General features: G+C 64.6%; 21 protein-coding genes. 11 read left to right on the top strand and 10 right to left on the bottom strand.

All coding sequences use genetic code 11. The annotated features are described in order from the left end of the window. Positions 1 to 28: 28 nt before the first annotated feature. A complete protein-coding gene (gene scpB, locus WDM91_04540) occupies positions 29 to 721 on the top strand; it encodes an SMC-Scp complex subunit ScpB (protein ID MEI9993840.1) in 693 nt (230 codons plus the stop codon). A gap of 10 nt (positions 722 to 731) precedes the next feature. Here scpB and WDM91_04535 read toward each other — a convergent pair whose 3' ends face one another. Next, positions 732 to 947: a DUF2842 domain-containing protein gene (locus WDM91_04535; GenBank protein ID MEI9993839.1), complete on the bottom strand. Its 216-nt coding sequence runs from the start codon at positions 945 to 947 to the stop codon at positions 732 to 734. A 224-nt stretch (positions 948 to 1,171) separates the two neighbouring features. Between WDM91_04535 and WDM91_04530 the strand changes: the two genes are divergently transcribed. Then, positions 1,172 to 1,495 (top strand): hypothetical protein, encoded by a 324-nt coding sequence (locus WDM91_04530; GenBank protein MEI9993838.1) that lies wholly within the window; start codon positions 1,172 to 1,174, stop codon positions 1,493 to 1,495. Positions 1,496 to 1,581: 86 nt separating this feature from the next. Here the strand turns inward: WDM91_04530 and WDM91_04525 are convergent, their stop codons facing one another. Further along, positions 1,582 to 3,285 (bottom strand): hypothetical protein, encoded by a 1,704-nt coding sequence (locus tag WDM91_04525; GenBank protein MEI9993837.1) that lies wholly within the window; start codon positions 3,283 to 3,285, stop codon positions 1,582 to 1,584. 95 nt (positions 3,286 to 3,380) lie between these two features. On the opposite strand from WDM91_04525, the gene WDM91_04520 reads away from it, so the two are divergent. Both WDM91_04520 and WDM91_04515 read left to right on the top strand, forming a co-directional pair. Beyond that, on the top strand, positions 3,381 to 4,460 hold the full coding sequence (locus WDM91_04520; protein ID MEI9993836.1) for a COX15/CtaA family protein: 1,080 nt from the start codon (positions 3,381 to 3,383) through the stop codon (positions 4,458 to 4,460). Continuing rightward, positions 4,457 to 4,975 carry a hypothetical protein gene (locus tag WDM91_04515; GenBank protein ID MEI9993835.1) on the top strand — a complete coding sequence of 173 codons (519 nt, stop codon included), beginning with the start codon at positions 4,457 to 4,459 and terminating at the stop codon, positions 4,973 to 4,975. The genes WDM91_04520 and WDM91_04515 overlap by 4 nt, the downstream gene beginning before the upstream one ends. Before the next feature lie 6 nt (positions 4,976 to 4,981). On the opposite strand, the gene WDM91_04510 is transcribed toward WDM91_04515, so the two are convergent. From WDM91_04510 to WDM91_04485, 6 genes are all read right to left on the bottom strand, one after another. Next, the gene (locus WDM91_04510) at positions 4,982 to 6,256 is read right to left on the bottom strand and encodes an O-acetylhomoserine aminocarboxypropyltransferase (GenBank protein ID MEI9993834.1); all 1,275 of its coding nucleotides are present in this window, start codon (positions 6,254 to 6,256) and stop codon (positions 4,982 to 4,984) included. Positions 6,257 to 6,483: 227 nt separating this feature from the next. Continuing rightward, positions 6,484 to 6,711 carry a hypothetical protein gene (locus WDM91_04505; GenBank protein ID MEI9993833.1) on the bottom strand — a complete coding sequence of 76 codons (228 nt, stop codon included), beginning with the start codon at positions 6,709 to 6,711 and terminating at the stop codon, positions 6,484 to 6,486. Between the two features lie 66 nt (positions 6,712 to 6,777). Then, entirely contained in the window at positions 6,778 to 7,293 is a 516-nt protein-coding gene (locus WDM91_04500) for a CoA-binding protein (GenBank protein MEI9993832.1), read from the bottom strand. Beyond that, the gene (locus WDM91_04495; protein ID MEI9993831.1) at positions 7,293 to 7,562 is read right to left on the bottom strand and encodes a hypothetical protein; all 270 of its coding nucleotides are present in this window, start codon (positions 7,560 to 7,562) and stop codon (positions 7,293 to 7,295) included. Before WDM91_04495 ends, WDM91_04500 begins: the two co-directional genes overlap by 1 nt. 24 nt (positions 7,563 to 7,586) lie before the next feature. Continuing rightward, positions 7,587 to 7,877 (bottom strand): hypothetical protein, encoded by a 291-nt coding sequence (locus WDM91_04490; GenBank protein MEI9993830.1) that lies wholly within the window; start codon positions 7,875 to 7,877, stop codon positions 7,587 to 7,589. Between the two features lies 1 nt (position 7,878). Beyond that, positions 7,879 to 8,682: an enoyl-CoA hydratase gene (locus tag WDM91_04485; GenBank protein MEI9993829.1), complete on the bottom strand. Its 804-nt coding sequence runs from the start codon at positions 8,680 to 8,682 to the stop codon at positions 7,879 to 7,881. Between the two features lie 225 nt (positions 8,683 to 8,907). On the opposite strand from WDM91_04485, the gene WDM91_04480 reads away from it, so the two are divergent. From WDM91_04480 to WDM91_04465, 4 genes are all read left to right on the top strand, one after another. Further along, on the top strand, positions 8,908 to 9,276 hold the full coding sequence (locus WDM91_04480; GenBank protein ID MEI9993828.1) for a PRC-barrel domain-containing protein: 369 nt from the start codon (positions 8,908 to 8,910) through the stop codon (positions 9,274 to 9,276). Between the two features lie 203 nt (positions 9,277 to 9,479). Next, entirely contained in the window at positions 9,480 to 9,953 is a 474-nt protein-coding gene (gene rplM, locus WDM91_04475; protein MEI9993827.1) for a 50S ribosomal protein L13, read from the top strand. 61 nt (positions 9,954 to 10,014) lie between these two features. Then, positions 10,015 to 10,452, top strand: coding sequence for a 30S ribosomal protein S9 (gene rpsI, locus WDM91_04470; protein MEI9993826.1), 438 nt, complete (start codon positions 10,015 to 10,017; stop codon positions 10,450 to 10,452). 427 nt (positions 10,453 to 10,879) lie between these two features. Then, positions 10,880 to 11,767: a hypothetical protein gene (locus WDM91_04465; GenBank protein MEI9993825.1), complete on the top strand. Its 888-nt coding sequence runs from the start codon at positions 10,880 to 10,882 to the stop codon at positions 11,765 to 11,767. Between the two features lie 181 nt (positions 11,768 to 11,948). Here the strand turns inward: WDM91_04465 and WDM91_04460 are convergent, their stop codons facing one another. Next, positions 11,949 to 12,563: a Crp/Fnr family transcriptional regulator gene (locus tag WDM91_04460; protein MEI9993824.1), complete on the bottom strand. Its 615-nt coding sequence runs from the start codon at positions 12,561 to 12,563 to the stop codon at positions 11,949 to 11,951. A 289-nt stretch (positions 12,564 to 12,852) separates the two neighbouring features. Between WDM91_04460 and WDM91_04455 the strand changes: the two genes are divergently transcribed. Both WDM91_04455 and WDM91_04450 read left to right on the top strand, forming a co-directional pair. Continuing rightward, positions 12,853 to 13,062: a hypothetical protein gene (locus tag WDM91_04455; protein ID MEI9993823.1), complete on the top strand. Its 210-nt coding sequence runs from the start codon at positions 12,853 to 12,855 to the stop codon at positions 13,060 to 13,062. A gap of 35 nt (positions 13,063 to 13,097) precedes the next feature. Next, positions 13,098 to 13,808 carry a sensor histidine kinase gene (locus tag WDM91_04450; GenBank protein MEI9993822.1) on the top strand — a complete coding sequence of 237 codons (711 nt, stop codon included), beginning with the start codon at positions 13,098 to 13,100 and terminating at the stop codon, positions 13,806 to 13,808. A 141-nt stretch (positions 13,809 to 13,949) separates the two neighbouring features. On the opposite strand, the gene WDM91_04445 is transcribed toward WDM91_04450, so the two are convergent. Further along, the gene (locus WDM91_04445; protein MEI9993821.1) at positions 13,950 to 15,332 is read right to left on the bottom strand and encodes an NAD(P)/FAD-dependent oxidoreductase; all 1,383 of its coding nucleotides are present in this window, start codon (positions 15,330 to 15,332) and stop codon (positions 13,950 to 13,952) included. Positions 15,333 to 15,522: 190 nt separating this feature from the next. Here WDM91_04445 and WDM91_04440 point away from each other — a divergent pair, with 190 nt between their 5' ends. Then, positions 15,523 to 15,825: a TM2 domain-containing protein gene (locus tag WDM91_04440; protein ID MEI9993820.1), complete on the top strand. Its 303-nt coding sequence runs from the start codon at positions 15,523 to 15,525 to the stop codon at positions 15,823 to 15,825. Positions 15,826 to 15,848 lie beyond the last annotated feature (23 nt).

Here is a 15,848-nt window from a genome sequence, read left to right as displayed (position 1 = left end):
CAAAATCGGAACCGAAATGGGAGTGGACGTGGAACAAGAGGGGGCCGACATCGCGGCCGAGACGCCAGCCGCCGAGGCCGTGGGCGTGAACCCCGAGCATTTGCGCATGACCGAAGCATTGCTGTTCGCGGCCAGCGAGCCGCTGGATGAGAAGGCGCTGGCAACATCGCTGCCGGAAGGCGCCGACGTTCCGGCGCTGCTGGCGGAGCTTCAGGGAATCTATGAGGTGCGAGGCGTAAACCTCGTGCATGTCGCAGGAAAATGGCAGTTCCGCACCGCTTCGGACCTCGCCTTCCTGTTGCGCAAGGAACAGCCGGAGCAGCGCCGCCTGAGCCGGGCCGCGATCGAGACCTTGGCGATCATCGCCTATCATCAGCCTGTGACGCGGGCCGAGATCGAGGATATCCGCGGCGTGATGCTCTCGAAGGGCACGCTGGACGTGCTGATGGAGATCGGCTGGGTGAAGATCCGCGGCCGCAAGCGTACCCCGGGCCGCCCGGTGACCTTCGGCACGACGGAGGCCTTCCTGCTGCAGTTCGGGCTGGAGAGCGTGAACCACCTGCCGGGCGTCGACGAGCTCAAGGCGGCCGGGTTCCTGGAAGCGATCCCGCCGGCCGGCTTCGACGTGCCGAACCCGAGCGACGAGCTGGGACCGGACGAGGATCCGTATACCGGCGAGGAAGAGGCCGACCTCGCGACGGGCGGGCCGGAGCTGGATTGAGGGCGGCGCGTCAGGCTTTCGATTTGGGCTCGCGAAACATCCAGGGAAACATCAGGCCGACCGGCACGGCCCACAACGTCCCGGCGATCGCGAAGAACAGAAAGCTCTCCACGCCGTTGGCATGGCGCAGGGCGAGGGCCGCGAGGCCGGCGACGAAGAACATATAGAACGGAACCCAGAGCAGGATGAGGATCGTGCCGATCAGTTTCTTGAGGCGCGGTGTCATGCGGGAACGCGTTCGATCCAGAGGGTAGCGATGGGACGCGGCACAGACGCGTCCGTACGGCCGACGAGCAATGAGAGCCGTTTCTCCGGCATGACGACATGTAAGGCAAGAGGCGGCGGCGCGGTCAAGCGCGTCCTTTTCGCTTTTGCAACACGGCAACCATGGCCGGTGCGGCGCGTTGCCCTTGCGGCTGGAGCTCGAAACCGATTCCAGGAGAAAACCCCATGAAAATCATTCTCGCCGCCTGCACCGCGGCTTTCCTCGCCACGGCGGCTCTTGCCGCTGGACCGGGCGACGGCATGGCGCCGGCCGGCCAGACGCCTCCGACCGGCGATACGGCGCCCGCCAATTCGCTGCCTGCCAGCGCAACGCCGTCGACCACGAGCTGTGCCGACATGATCACCCAGGCGCGCGGCATGGCGCTGCCGAGCGATCCGGACAAAGCCAGGCTGGTCCGGGATGAGATCGCCGCCGCGGACGACGCCGGCGACGACGCGACCTGCCGCAGCCATGAGCAGAACGCCTTGAACGCGATGGGTGGGATGTAGGTCCTGTCCATGCGTGCGTGACGGAAAGGGCGGCCGAGAGGTCGCCCTTTTTCTTCGTCCCCCCCCGCAACCACGGGGGAGCAAAATCAAAACCGCGACGCCGTCAGCTTCACATCGGCCATCGACCACGCGCCGGCGAATTCCTTGCGGGTCGCGGCGGCGCCGGCGGTGTCGCCGAGCGCGTCCTGCGCCTGCGCGAGGCCATAGAGCGCCCAGCCGTCGACGCGGTAATTGGTCAGGCTGTGGCGATAGACGTCCGCGGCCTCCCGGGCGCGGCCGGCCTGCAGCAGCGCCGCGCCGAGCAGATGGCTCGAAGGCTGGTGCCAATAGGGCGGTTCGGTATAGGGCAGGGCTTCTTCGAGATCGCGCGCCTTGGTGAAGTCGACGATCGCGGTGTCGAGATCGCCGCCGGTGCGGGCGATCTCGCCATCGAGATCGGCAAGCGCGATCTGTGCCATCGCTTTGGCGGGATAGAGCTTGTCATAGGCGGCGAACGCCTTGTCGTCGAGTAGCGCGGCCAGCGCCATGCGTTCGCCGATGGCGCTCGTCCGGTCGCCGGTGTTCGCATAAGCGAAGCCGCGCGCCAGATGCGCGATGGCCAGCGTCATCTTCTGGTCGTCGGGCGGCAGCGGCTCGGCCAGCGCCTCGCGCCATTTTCCGAAGCGCAGCAGCGTGGCATAGGGCGTGAAGAAGAAGAGCTGCGCCTGCGGATTGAGCTTGTCGGCACGCAGCGCCAAGGCGGCCTTCACCAGACGGCGCGCCGCGCCGATCGACGCGGCGTAATTGCCCTGCATCTCCGACGAGGTCCACAGGAAGTGGATGTTGTGGCCGTAATAGCCGATCGGGTAGTAGCCCTGTGCCTTGCAGGCGGCGATGTATTGTTCGTCGACCAGTGCCGCCAGCGTATTCACTTTCGCAGCATCTTCGTAGCGGCCCACCCGGTAATAGATGTGCGACGGCATGTGCACGATATGGCCGGCGCCGGGCATCAGCGTCTCCAGCCGGTCGGCCGCGGCCTCGGCGCGCTGCGGCGTCGTCGAGGCTTCGACGGCGTGGATGTAGAGATGCAGCGCGCCGGGATGATAGGGCGCCCGCTTGATGATGCCCTCGAGCACCGAGACGATCTCCAGCGCATGGCCTTTCGGCGTCACGCCGTCCTCGTCCCAATAATCCCAGGGCTGGGTGTCCATCATCGCCTCGGCATAGAAGGTGCCGGCGTCGAGGTCGTTCGGATAGCGCGTCCACAGATCGCCCATCGCGGCGGCGAAGGCGGCGTCGAGCTTGGCGCGGTCGGCCTTGGGATCGGCGGAATAGCGCGTCGCCAGCGCGTCGATCCAGCCGCGCTCCTCCGGCGAGGCGTAGCGTTCGAGCGCGACGGCGTTCTGCAGCGCCTGCCAGGCAGGCTTGTCGGCGTCGGCCGGCATGGGCAGGTTGATGTTGGAGCCCAGCGCGAAGGCGACGCCCCACCAGCACATCGCGCAATGCGGATCGCGCCGCGCCGCCTCGCGGAAGGAGCGGATCGCCTCGGCATGGTTGAAGCCGAAGGTGAGCTTGATGCCCTGGTCGAACAGGACCTGGGTCGTCGCGTTCTTCGTGGTGATCTTGTGGTGATGGGTGCCCAGGCCCTTGAAGAACGGTGCGCCGGGCTTGTCGGCCTCGCCCATATAGAGGCTGGGCATCGGGTCGATCATCTTCATGACCATGCCGGACGGCATCGGCATGGGATCGGCCGCGAGGGCGCCGCCGGCGACGGCGGCGACGGTGGCCAGGATTGCGATGGCGCGTTTCATGGGAATCCTCCGAAGCGGCGGGAGAATGCGGCGCGCGGGGCGCCGCGACAAGATGGCGGCAAGACCGCGGGATAAAGGCGCATTATGCAAGAGTCATGAAAGCCGATGTCCCCCGCCGCGAGAATTTCTGGCGCAGCCGCCGGGCGGTCGGCATCTGGCTGCTTGCGCTGGCCGCGATCATCCTGGGGATGATCGTGGTCGGGGGGCTGACCCGGATCACGGGCTCGGGGCTTTCGATCACCGAATGGGATCCCATCCTGGGCGCGATCCCGCCGCTCAGCGACGCCGCCTGGCACGAGGCCTTCGCGAAGTATCGGCGCATCCCGCAATACGTCCACGAGAATGCGGGCATGAGCCTCGCCGCGTTCAAGGGCATCTTCTGGTGGGAATGGGCCCACCGGCTGCTGGGGCGGTTTCTGGGCTTCGCGTTCTTTGTGCCGTTCGTGTGGTTCGCCTGGGCGGGCGCGATCCGGCGCGACGCGTGGCCGCGCATGCTGCTGCTGTTCGCGCTGGGCGGCCTGCAGGGCTTCGTCGGCTGGTGGATGGTGGAAAGCGGGCTTGAGACGCGGGTGAGCGTGTCGCAATACCGCCTCGCGATCCATCTCGGCGTGGCGCTGATCCTGCTGGTGGCGATGGTGTGGACGGCGCTGGACTATCTGCGGCGCGCCGCGCCCGCGGCGCTTCGGCGCGACAGGCCCGTGCGCTCCACCTGGGCGATCGGGTTCGCCGTGCTGGTCTACCTTCAGATGCTGCTGGGCGCGCTGGTCGCGGGGCTGCATGCGGGGCTGCTCTACAACACCTGGCCGTCGATGGACGGACGCGTGTTCCCCGAACATCCGTTCTTCGCGGCGCCCTGGTGGATCAATGTCTTCGAGAATCCCGGACTCGCGCAGTTCGATCATCGCATCGGCGCCTATCTCGTCGCGGCCGTCGCGGTGGTCGTTGCCGCGCAGGCGCGGCGGCTGACGGGCTGGGCGCGGCGCAGCGGCGTCGCGGTGCTGCACCTCACACTGCTGCAGATCGTTCTCGGCATCGCGACGCTTCTGCTGCAGGCGCCGGAATTCCTCGCCGCGGCGCATCAGCTGGTTGCCGCGCTGTTGCTCTGCACGGCGGTGTGGCATTGTTTCGAGCGCCGCAATGGCGGCCTGGTCCGCGACGAGGGGAAAATCGCATGAAGCGCTTGATGGGTACCGCGATCCTCATCGCCGCGCTGGCCGGCGGGGCGCAGGCGGCGCAGATCGACCAGCTCAAGGCCGGCAAGCTGCAATGCTATGGACCGAACGCGGCGAAGCATACCTGCATCGCGCTGTCGGGCTATACGTTCGGCGGCGGCATGATCATGAACCAGGCGCAGGTGATGCTGTCCGCGTCGCCCGTGGTCGTGATGAAGACAAATTCCATGGTGACCTTCGACGGCGACGTCGTCTGCGGCGTCGTCGCCAAGGGCGACATCGACGCGGCGGCGATCACCGTCGGCGGCAAGCTGCTGGAAGGGGCGCAGGCCGACGGGGTCCGGGCGAATATCTGGGCGGCGCTGGCGACCCGCGCCGGCAAGCGGATCTGCACCACCTATGTGCCCGCGGGGGATGCCTACACGACGCAATACACGATCGACGGCAAGCCCGACGACGCGCCGCCCGTGACCGTCACGCTGGTCGACCCGGGCGAGGGCTATGCCGTCGGGCCGTGAGGACCGCTATTCCGCCAGCGCCTGGTCGAGGTCGGCGATGATGTCCTCGACGCTCTCGATGCCGATCGACAGACGCATCACGTCGCCGCCGGCGCCCGCCTTCACCCGCTCCTCGTCGTTGAGCTGGCGATGCGTGGTCGAGGCGGGATGGATGATCAGGCTGCGGGTGTCGCCGACATTGGCGAGATGGCTGATCAGCTTCACGCCGTTCACCACCTTCACGCCGGCCTCGTAGCCGCCCTTGAGGCCGAAGGTGAACACCGCGCCCGCGCCCTTGGGGCAATAGGTGCGGTGCAGGCCGTAGGACGCGTCGCCTTCGAGCCCGGCATAGTTCACCCAGGAGATCTTGGGATGGCGCTGCAGCCATTGCGCGACGGCGAGCGCATTGTCGCAATGCTTCTGCATGCGCAAGGGCAGGGTCTCGATGCCGGTCAGCACCAGGAAGGCGTTCATCGGCGACAGGGCGGGCCCAAGGTCGCGCAGGCCGAGCACGCGGCACGCGATGGCATAGGCCATGTCGCCGAAGGTCTCCCACATCTTCATGCCGTGATAAGACGGGCAGGGCTCCGACAGGGTGGGGAACTTGCCGCTACCCCAGTCGAACTTGCCGCCGTCGACGATGATGCCGCACATCGAATTGCCGTGGCCGCCGAGGAATTTCGTGGCCGAATGCAGCACGATGTCGGCGCCCCACTCGATGGGGCGGATGAGGTAGGGCGAGGCCAGCGTGTTGTCCACGATCAGCGGCACGCCCGCGGCGTGCGCGATGCCCGCGATGGCCTCGATGTCGCTCACGATGCCGCCGGGATTGGCGAGGCTCTCGATGAAGACGGCGCGGGTGCGCTCGTCGATCTGCGCCTTGAACGAGGCGGGGTCGCGCGTATCGGCCCATTTCACGCCCCAATTGAACTTGGCGAAGCCCTGGGAGAACTGGTTGATCGAGCCGCCGTAGAGCTGGCGCGCCGCCACGATGTTATCGCCGGGGCTCATCAGCGTATGCAGGGCGATGAGCTGTGCCGCATGGCCCGAGCCGACCGCCAGCGCGGCGCGGCCGCCTTCGAGCGCGGCGACGCGCTCCTCCAGCACCGCATTGGTCGGATTCATGATGCGCGAATAGATGTTGCCGAAGACCTGGAGATTGAACAGCGCGGCGGCGTGGTCGGCATCCTCGAACACGAAGGCCGTGGTCTGGTAGATCGGCGTGGCGCGTGCGCCCGTCGCCGGATCGGGCTGAGCCCCGGCATGGACCGCGAGCGTGTTGAAGCCATAGTCGTCGGACATGAAAACCTCCGGGAAGCGATAAACACTACCAATCTTGTAGGATATAAATCAAACGCCGGTCAGAATGCCAGCCGTCTCCGGGGATCATCGAACGGGACCATGACACGGGTGCGATGGGCGGGAGCCGCACATATCATGCTTCCGCATTGGCCCAGGACGGCCGGCCGATCTTCAGCACGAAGACGGCGAGACCGCGGCGGACACGCAGCCCGTCACCGGCTCAGGAGTTAATGATGGCCGTGCTGGGCGGCCCTGCGTTCGGCGTCGTGCTTGGCCGCGAGGTGCCGGCCGACGGCGCAGCCAGCCATCGCGCCGATCAGGCCATGGTGGTGCATATAGTGCCCGGCGATGCCACCGACGATGGCGCCCTTGATGCAGCCCTTGGCATCCGCGGCCGGCGCACCCGCCATGACGAGGACCACGACCAGCGAAATTCCCGCGACGATGCGTTTCATCCTGCCACTCCAGAGAGACCCTGATGGCAAGTGGGCATTGCGCGCGCCACTTCAAGGTGCGGCGTGTCAGACCCGCTTGAGCGAGCCGCCCTTGCCGAAGAGCAGGGGCTTGCGATTGTCGATCACCTTGCGGTTCACGCCCATCCAGCCGATCTCGCCCGAGAAGCGGCCATGCTCGATCTTGGGGCAACGGTCCATGATCACGGTGAGGCCGGCCTCGCGGGCCAGCGCGGCGGCTTCCTCGCTGATCACGCCGAGTTGCATCCAGATGGTCTTGATGCCCAGGCGATCCTTTTCCGCCAGCGCCTCGCGCACGATCCCGGGCGCCGCGTCGGAGGCGCGGAAGATGTCGACCATGTCGACGGGTGCCGGCACATCCTTCAGCGAGGCATAGACGGCCTGGCCGAGGATCGTCTTGCCGGCGAGCGAGGGATTGATCGGATGGATGACATAGCCCTTGGCGAGCAGATACATCATCGCGAAATAGGACGGGCGCATGTCGTTGCCGCTCGCCCCGACCATCGCGATGGTCTTGGTCGTGCGCAGGATCGATTTGATCAGGGCGTCGTCATATTGGGGCATCAGGGCGCCGTCATTAGAATGAAAACCACTACGATGCTGACCGCCACGGCCAGGACCTGCATGCCGATCTCCGTCCAGAACAGGCCCGGCATGTGGCTTCGGTAGGCATAGTTCACGTCGCGACTGTCCCGAAATTGCTGCTTCGGATAAGGGTAGTAGAGTCGGCGCACGATACGCCCGTCGCGCAGGCCGCGCACCAGAAAGTATGCGGCGCCCAGGCCGAGAACCATGAAGAGCGCTGCGAACGCGACGAGGACGGGATCCTTCACGTCAGGCGGGCCATTCGGTTGGCATCAGGGCGCGGCCACCAGCACGATGAACATGGTCGCGCAGATGACCAAGATCAACGCCTGCACTGCGGCCCCCAGCCAGAAGCCGACCCCGTCGCGGTCACGGTAGCTGTAGCCCGGCTCGTAGCCCTCTGAAACGGCTCGGTTCGGAATCCGCAAGGCACGGTGCGCCGCAAGAATGGCGAAGCGGTCCGCGAAGCGACCCTTGCGAAGGCCGCGCACCAGGAAATACACGGCACTCGCACCGAGAAGCACGAAGACGACCGCGAGCGGGACGAGAACGGGATCCTTCACGTCACTCCGGCCATTTCGGTTCGCGCTTCTCCACGAAGGCGCCGATGCCTTCCTTGGCCTCCGCCGCCAGCATGTTCAAGGTCATGACTTGGCCGGCATAGTCGTAGGCTTCAGCCAGCGGCATCTCGACCTGACGATAGAACGCCTCCTTGCCGAGCTTCAGCGTGCCGTGCGGCTTGGTCGCGACCAGCGCGGCGAGCGCCTGCGTCTCGGCCGCGAGAGCTTCCGGCGCGACGACGCGGTTGATGAGGCCGATGCGGCGAGCTTCCTCGGCGGCGATCATCTCGCCGGTCAGCAGCATCTCCATCGCATGCTTGCGCGCCACGTTGCGCGACAGCGCCACCATCGGGGTCGAGCAGAACAGGCCGATGTTCACGCCCGGCGTCGCGAAATGCGCGGTCGACGAGGCGACGGCGAGATCGCAGCTCGCGACCAGCTGGCAGCCGGCCGCGGTCGCGACGCCCTGGACCTGTGCGATCACCGGCTTGGGATGGCGGACGATGGTCTGCATCAATCGCGAGCATTGTGCGAACAGCGCCGCGAAGAACGCCTTGCCCTGGTCGGCGTCGGCGCGGTGGGCCGTCATCTCCTTGAGGTCGTGGCCGGACGAGAAGGCGGGTCCCTCGGCGGCGATCACGACGACGCGCACGGATGTCTCGGCGGCGGCATCCTCCAGCGCGGCCTGGAGCGCCGCCATCAAACCCCGGCTCAGCGCATTGCGCGCGGCGGTCCGGTTCAGGGTCAAGGTGAGGACGCCTTCGGCCTGGGCGGCAAGGACGAGCGGTTCGGAGATCGGAGCGTTCATGGACCGATATATAGGTGTTTTGCGCCGCCGCCGCCACCCGGCGGCCACCGTCCGTCTCGCCGACGGCGGCGTCCCCGCGGGCGCCGTCGCGGCGGCGAAGACCCGCCGCGGCACGAAAATCGCCGACGCGAACCGGAACCGCTTCGCCGCCAGCGGAACCTGCGATGCACAGGAACGAAGGGTTGGAAGCGGCGTTCACGCCATGCATCCCAAGGGAGACACTGCATGACAACATCGAGTGGCCACACCAGCGCAATCCTCGCTTCCAAGGTCAAGGGCACGTCGGTCTATGACCAGGCCGGCGAGAAGATCGGGCATGTCGAGGACATCGTGCTCGACAAGCAATCGGACAAGATCATGTTCGCCGCGCTCGGTCAGGGCGGCGTGCTCGGCGTCGGCGAGAAGTACTTTCCGGTTCCGTGGTCGATGCTGGACTACAGCAAGGACAAGGGCGGCTATGTCGTTCCCGTCGCGCAGGACGTGATCTCCAAGGCGCCGACCTATCGGCTCGAGGACCTCACCAAGAGCGATGGCGATTTCGGCAAGATCCGCGAGACGTCGTACAATTACTTCAACATCAAACGCGACTGGTAGGCCCCCCCAAGCCAGTTGTGAGAGAAGGCCCGGCTGCCCCCCGCCGGGCCTTTTCGTTTGGAGTCGGCATAAAGGCCCCTCGGGGGAGCGGTATTATAATACCGCATAGGAAAAATCGAGCAAAATCGCGGTTTTCGCTTGACCACCGCGTGGCCGGCACGTATTAGCGCGGCCCGAACAGCATTTTCCAAACAGGTCCCCTCATGAAAACCTACTCGGCCAAGCCGTCCGAGATCGAGAAGAAGTGGATCCTGGTCGACGCCGAAGGTCTCGTCGTCGGCCGGCTCGCCTCGATCCTCGCGCTGCGCCTGCGCGGCAAGCACAAGACCACCTTCACGCCCCATATGGACTGCGGCGACAACATCGTCGTGATCAACGCGGCCAAGATCGTCCTCACCGGCAACAAGATGAAGGACAAGACCTACTACCACCACACCGGCTATATCGGCGGCATCAAGGAACGGACCGCCGGACAGATCATGCGCGGCAAGTTCCCCGAGCGCGTGCTGCACAAGGCGGTCGAGCGCATGCTGCCGCGCGGCCCGCTGGGCCGGCGCCAGCTCGCCAATCTGCGCGTCTTCCCGGGGCCGACGCACGATCACGAGGCGCAGAAGCCCGAAGCCCTCGACATCGGCAAGATGAATCCCAAGAACACCAACTACAAGAAGGCGAGCTAGGCTCATGGCGGAAGACGTAAAGAGCTTCGGCGAACTCAAGTCCACGCTGATCAAGGCGAAGGTGCCGGAGAAGGCGGATGCCGGCGAGGCGCCCAAGTCCAATCGCGACTCCAAGGGCCGCGCCTATGCCACCGGCCGCCGCAAGAACGCGGTCGCCCGCGTCTGGATCAAGCCGGGCCGCGGCACGATCACGGTCAACGGCCGCGACGAGAAGGTGTATTTCGCGCGCCCGGTGCTGCGCATGATCCTGCGCCAGCCGCTGATCGCGGCGGCGCGCGATGGGCAGTTCGACGTGGTGGTGACGGTGGTCGGCGGCGGTCTGTCGGGCCAGGCCGGCGCGGTGCGCCACGGCATCTCCCGCGCGCTGGTGGCCTATGAGCCGTCGCTGCGCGCGGCCCTGAAGCCGGGCGGCTTCCTGACGCGCGATCCGCGCGCCGTCGAGCGCAAGAAGTACGGCCGCCCCAAGGCCCGCCGCAGCTTCCAGTTCTCGAAGCGCTGATCCGGAACGTTCAGTTTATCGTTTAGAAACAGCGGCCCACAGAAATGTAGGCCGCTGTTTTGCCATGTGCTTCGGGTGGGCGCACCCGGGCATATCTCCAATCTTCAACCGCGATAAGGACCGCAAAAAAGGCGACGCTCATAGGGATGACGAGCCAGAATGCCGGATATTGTTTCAACCCGTTCCGTGCATCGACAGAATCCCATGCTTACGCATCGCTCGGAAGCAGGAAACCGGTTGCGTTGCCAAAGAGGACATCAAAATATAGAAATCGTCCCGTGCTGGTGACGGTCCAATACGAATGTCGATAGCCGATTTCTACATTATGGTGTCCAGCACCTTCTTGGCGACTGTCGCGTTACTCCTGATCCTTCGTCGGCAATATATCAAACATTCCTCCCTGCCCTTGCTCCATAGAGGGCGATATATGCTCGGCCAAACGGCAGTCATCGGTTTCTCCGGCCGATCAATTGCCGCGTTCTATTTGTTCGTGGTGGCCGGCCTTTGCATGATGAGCCTGAGCTTTTTTTTCTACCTGTCTCACTTCGCCGTGAAGGGGTATGTGGACCCGATATCTTGGAGATCGCTTCAGCTCGCAGCGACTTTCGCCTTTTTCCTGGCCTCCTTCACGTATTCCAATGTCTTCACTTGGCGGCGCGCGATCATCGACCAATTTGTCATAAATAAACTGTTCTCTTATGGGGATGAGGAGGCTTGGCCAACATGGCGACCGTTTCTCATCCAAGCCGACACGGCAAGAAACAAATACAATTTCCGACGATTTGAGGGTGAGGGTCATCCGCCAAGAGAAATCGAAAACATGGTGCGCCAGTCATATGCGGTTTTCGAAGCGGAAGACCTTGTGCCATTTCGCGGCGGCGACGGCATGCAAGCTCCCGATGGTTATTTCCTCGTCATAGCTGAACCGATAGAGATAGCCGCAAAGGGCAGCTTCGCCGAGAAAATCAAATTCCTGCTCTGGAATATCGCGTTCCTCATCGGGCTGACCTTGCTATCGAGCGGCGCCGTCTTTTTCTTCTATTATACGGAGGCATTGCAAAACGGGCTGTCTTATCCGGCGACTTTGGCCAACGCGTTCAAATTCCTCCTGCTCCAGCTGATCGATTTGTTGCCGTTCGGCTTATCCGATTTCGTTCCGAGCGGCCTGTATCCTCCTATTTATCCGGGGCGCTTGATGCAGGTTTCTGCGCTCGCATTCCGAATCATGATTTGCATTTTCTTCGTGTCGACATTCGCGAAGGTCGTCGCGGTTTTCATGGCTGGGAAAGACGATCGCAAGAACGACATTCATTAGCCGCGCAACGGGTCGATGGGTTTGTGAGGCGGTCTAAGTGACTGTCGTGATCAGATGGAGTCACCAAGAACTTGTCATGGCCCGCGAATGCGCGCCACCCAGGTGACGTCTGCTCCTGCCGTTGAAGTAAGGCGTGATTGTTCACCCCGTCGATGCCGGCCGGGATGGACCGGTCCGCAACTCAGCGCGGATCTTCTTCCGTATTGCGGGGCTGGTCGTTCAGGACGACGCTCAGCAGCGAGCTGTGGATTTCCAGATGGCCGTTGTATTTGATGAAGCCGAGCTTGCGGAACTTGTTCATGAAGAAGCTGACGCGGGAGCGGGTCGTTCCGATCATCTCCGCCAGCGTCGCCTGGCTGATCTTGGCGATCACCGGCTCGGGCCGGCCTTCCTTGCCGAAATTCGCCAATAGGAGCAGGGCACGCGCCAGGCGCTTTTCGCTCGAGTTGAACAGCTGATCGACCAGATCCTCCTCCACGCGCTGGGCGCGCATCAGGATGTGCGACACGAACATCTCGGAGAACGTGATCTCCTCATGGATCACCCGCACGATCGCGGCTTTCTCGATCCGCATGATCTCGCAATCGGTCATCGCCGAGGCGGTCGCCATGCGCCGCGTCTGCCCGGTCAGGCAACCCTCGCCGCAGAACTCGTCCGGACCCAGGATCGAGACGACGGCTTCCTTGCCCTGCGAGGACACCACGGCGATCTTCACCTTGCCTTTCTGGATGTAGAACACTGCGTTCGCGGCATCGCCCTGCGAGAACAGAATCTCGTGCTGGCGATATTTGGACATGACTCTGCCGACCCCCGCCTTGGCGAGAAACGTGAGCGGATCGAATGATTGTTTCTTCTTCGTCGTCACGCGGGCCTGTTTTCCTTTCAAGGCCGCCCCAGCATCGTTCCAAATGTCCCCGTCGAACTATGTCGAATCCCATCTTATTCGAGGAACGTTATGCGCATTGAGCTATATTGACCAGACGCGATGCCGAGAACTGCATAGGGTCGGATGTCGGTTCGGCGGAGCAATCCATTCCGTAGGCTGACGAAGGTCGTCTTGTCCGGCGTCGCACGGGAGAACAGCCATGACTCCGCTCTACTGGATCGTCGGCCTCATCGCGATCGTCGTGCTCTTCTGGCAGGCAAAAAAAGGCAATGGAACGCATGCCAGGCGGCAAAAACACGCCGACAGCGCGGCGACTCTGGAGCGGGAAAACCTTCGGCTCCGGCATGTGCTCGCCGAACTGACCGTGGAGAACCACGCCCTGAAATACAGACCGCCCGACTATTGGTAGCGCCGGCCTGAAATGACGACTGTTGGAGGGCTCCAATGAACAGTTCTTTCACCGCTGCCGTCGAATGCAGCATGTTGCTGAACACCGCATGCGTGATCCCGGTTCCCGAGCGCGAGGTGCAGATTCTGTTGAAGCACAAGGACGTGCTGCTGCAGGAGATGCAGCACCGCGTGGGCAACAGCCTGCAGATCGTGGCCAGCATTCTTCTGATGAGCGCGCGCACGACGCAGTCCGAGGAGGCGCGGCTGCATCTTCGCGACGCCCATGGCCGGATCATGTCGATCGCTGCGGTCCAAAAGCAGTTGCAGGCGTCCCAGACCGGCGAGCCGGTCGAGATCGGCCCTTATCTGTCGGCGCTGTGCGAGAGCCTGGAAGCGTCGCTGGTCGACGAGGCGCAGCCGGTCCGTCTCGACGTGCAGGCCGAGGCGGGCGTGCTTTCGGCGCATGAGGCGGTCAGCATCGGCCTGATGGCGACGGAACTGGTGATCAATGCGCTGAAGCACGCTTTCGGTCCGGACGACGCCGACTGCCGGATCGGCATCTTGTTCGAGAGCCGTGCCGGCGCGTGGCGCGTCTCGGTCCGCGACAATGGTTGTGGAAGCGCCGCGGCGTCCGACGAAAAACCGAAATTCGGCCTTGGAACGAGCATCGTCGAGGCGCTGGCGCGACAATTGGGTGCCCGTGTCGCGGTCGTGAAGGACACGAGCGGCTACAGCACCGCGATTACGCACAACGCCTTCATCTGAGGCTCCAAGTCCTTTGCGGCAGCGCGAACGTCTGCGCGCAGAACAATCTTTGGTTGCAATGGATGTAAGGCACTTCGGGCGCCGGCCGACCCGTCTCTACACGGACGATGCTCGGACGGCGCGCCGCGGCAAAAGCCCCCGTCAGCCTGCCTTCAACAACGCCGCAATGCGCGACGCGGCCTGCGTGCCCGCGCTATAGGCGCCGCTGCAGGTCGCGAACATGCCGCCGGGCGCGGTCGCTTCGCCCGCGAAGAACAAGCGGCTGTGCACGGGCTGGGCGAGGACGGCGCGGCTCGCATGCTTGCCGGGCCTGGCTGCGGAATAGGCGCCGCGCGCCAGCGGGTTGGTTGCCCACGGCGTCAGCAGCCCGCGCCGCACGCGGCGCTTGATATCGCTGCCGAAGATGTTGGAGAGTTTGTCCTTGGCATAGGCGATGGCAGCGGCCTGGCCCTTGCGCGACAGGTCCCAGCCGAACTTGCCGCCGACGAATCCGACCATGAGATCGCTGTTCCAAGGCCAGGCCAGGAAATAGATGTCGTCGAGACCGGCATTCTCCTGCAGCAGGTTGTAGTAGGGTTGCACGCCGTCGAGATAATGGCTGATGCCCGGGATCTGCAGCGGGATCTTCGCCAGCAATCCCATGGGCACATCGCCGATGGCGTCCTGCGTCGCCGGGGGCAGGCCGGCGGGAAAGCGGATCGCGCCGGACGCCAGCACGCCGGTCGACACCGTCACGATGACCGCCCGCGCGGTCAGCGCGCCGGGATGCCGTCCGCCGATCGTCACCTTGACGCCGCTGCCGCCGGTATCGATCGCCGTCACCGGCGCGTTCAGGACGATGTCGAGGCCGCTCTGCGATCCCACGGTCTTCACCAGCGTGCCATAGCCTTCGCGCACCAGATAGTTGGGATCGTATTCGTCCATCGCGGTGAAATCGGCGGTCGACAGCGAGTCGAAATCGACGCCCATGTCCATCGGCCCCATATAGGTCGCCGCCGCGTCCATCGGCTTGTCCCAATCGGTGATGACGCTGCTGGCGGGCACGTCGCCGGCGCCCGCGAAGGCCTTCTTCGCCTTGTCCTCGTCCTCGTCGAGGAAGCGCACCATCAGGTCGCTATAGGGGGTCTTGCCGTAGAACAGGCGGTTGACGCCCAGATCGTGCGCCTGGGTATCGAAATGCAGCTTGCGCGACCAGTCGGCGAACGGATCGCCCGTCTCGAAGCGGTGGATCCAGGCACAGCCGATGTCGAAGGGGACGGCCTTGCCGTCCTTGCCGCGGAAGGTCGTGGTGTCGGTGAGGGCGCGGCCGCCGATACGATTGTCGGCCTCCAGTATCCTCGCGGTGAGACCGGCCTGCTTGAGCGCGATCGCCGCGCCGATGCCGGCGGCGCCGGCGCCGACGATGATCACGTCGACATCCGTCGCGAAGGCCCAGGCGCCGCGCAGGACGAACGGAGCCGCGCCCAGCGCCGCGAGCCCGCCGAGCACGGCGCGCCGGCTGGTTGGATAGTCTCTGATGTCCATGATGATACCCCCCGATCCCCACGGGCTAAGGTGCCATCGAATACTGGATTCGCAAGAAAAATCTTCGTCCGAATACAGAACTGACCGGTGCTCGGGAAGAGATCGCCGGCGATGGGAAAAACAATGCGCGGCCGCCGGTCGCTGCTGCTATAAGTTTCGCGGGCTTGAGACTCGGGAGGGCGTCGTGGGAATGGTCTATTGCAGGGGCTGCGGCAAGGAAATCCATGAGACGGCGACGGCTTGTCCGTCCTGTGGCGCGCGGCAGCGCGGCGCCCCCGGCGGCGGTCCGGGCAAGAGCAAGGTCGTGGCCGGCGTGCTCGCGCTGTTCCTCGGCGGCCTGGGCGTCCACCGTTTCTATCTCGGTCAGTGGTGGGGGATTTTCTATCTCTTGTTCTGCTGGACCTTCATTCCCAGCATCGTCGCATTCATCGAGGCGATCGTGTTCTTCGTCACCGACGACGCGTCGTGGGAAGCGAAATACGGCTTCGCCTGATATGGGCGGCCGAGGCCAGCCCG

The sequence above is a fragment of the Rhizomicrobium sp. genome (assembly GCA_037200385.1).
Classification (GTDB): Bacteria; Pseudomonadota; Alphaproteobacteria; order Micropepsales; family Micropepsaceae; genus Rhizomicrobium.
Note: the sequence above shows the minus strand (reverse complement) of the source record. Positions and strands in the feature narration are given on the sequence as shown.

What these genes read in the sequence shown, in the direction of transcription:
- WDM91_04515 (MEI9993835.1), top strand. Translation starts at nt 4,457, where the DNA reads ATGAAGCGCTTGATGGGTACCGCGATCCTCATCGCCGCGCTGGCCGGC.
- WDM91_04505 (MEI9993833.1), bottom strand. Translation starts at nt 6,711, where the DNA reads ATGAAACGCATCGTCGCGGGAATTTCGCTGGTCGTGGTCCTCGTCATG.
- WDM91_04530 (MEI9993838.1), top strand. Translation starts at nt 1,172, where the DNA reads ATGAAAATCATTCTCGCCGCCTGCACCGCGGCTTTCCTCGCCACGGCG.
- WDM91_04465 (MEI9993825.1), top strand. Translation starts at nt 10,880, where the DNA reads ATGCTCGGCCAAACGGCAGTCATCGGTTTCTCCGGCCGATCAATTGCC.
- rplM (MEI9993827.1), top strand. Translation starts at nt 9,480, where the DNA reads ATGAAAACCTACTCGGCCAAGCCGTCCGAGATCGAGAAGAAGTGGATC.
- WDM91_04485 (MEI9993829.1), bottom strand. Translation starts at nt 8,682, where the DNA reads ATGAACGCTCCGATCTCCGAACCGCTCGTCCTTGCCGCCCAGGCCGAA.
- WDM91_04460 (MEI9993824.1), bottom strand. Translation starts at nt 12,563, where the DNA reads ATGTCCAAATATCGCCAGCACGAGATTCTGTTCTCGCAGGGCGATGCC.
- WDM91_04445 (MEI9993821.1), bottom strand. Translation starts at nt 15,332, where the DNA reads ATGGACATCAGAGACTATCCAACCAGCCGGCGCGCCGTGCTCGGCGGG.
- WDM91_04480 (MEI9993828.1), top strand. Translation starts at nt 8,908, where the DNA reads ATGACAACATCGAGTGGCCACACCAGCGCAATCCTCGCTTCCAAGGTC.
- WDM91_04440 (MEI9993820.1), top strand. Translation starts at nt 15,523, where the DNA reads ATGGTCTATTGCAGGGGCTGCGGCAAGGAAATCCATGAGACGGCGACG.
- WDM91_04455 (MEI9993823.1), top strand. Translation starts at nt 12,853, where the DNA reads ATGACTCCGCTCTACTGGATCGTCGGCCTCATCGCGATCGTCGTGCTC.
- WDM91_04525 (MEI9993837.1), bottom strand. Translation starts at nt 3,285, where the DNA reads ATGAAACGCGCCATCGCAATCCTGGCCACCGTCGCCGCCGTCGCCGGC.
- WDM91_04520 (MEI9993836.1), top strand. Translation starts at nt 3,381, where the DNA reads ATGAAAGCCGATGTCCCCCGCCGCGAGAATTTCTGGCGCAGCCGCCGG.
- WDM91_04500 (MEI9993832.1), bottom strand. Translation starts at nt 7,293, where the DNA reads ATGCCCCAATATGACGACGCCCTGATCAAATCGATCCTGCGCACGACC.
- WDM91_04510 (MEI9993834.1), bottom strand. Translation starts at nt 6,256, where the DNA reads ATGTCCGACGACTATGGCTTCAACACGCTCGCGGTCCATGCCGGGGCT.
- WDM91_04535 (MEI9993839.1), bottom strand. Translation starts at nt 947, where the DNA reads ATGACACCGCGCCTCAAGAAACTGATCGGCACGATCCTCATCCTGCTC.
- WDM91_04450 (MEI9993822.1), top strand. Translation starts at nt 13,098, where the DNA reads ATGAACAGTTCTTTCACCGCTGCCGTCGAATGCAGCATGTTGCTGAAC.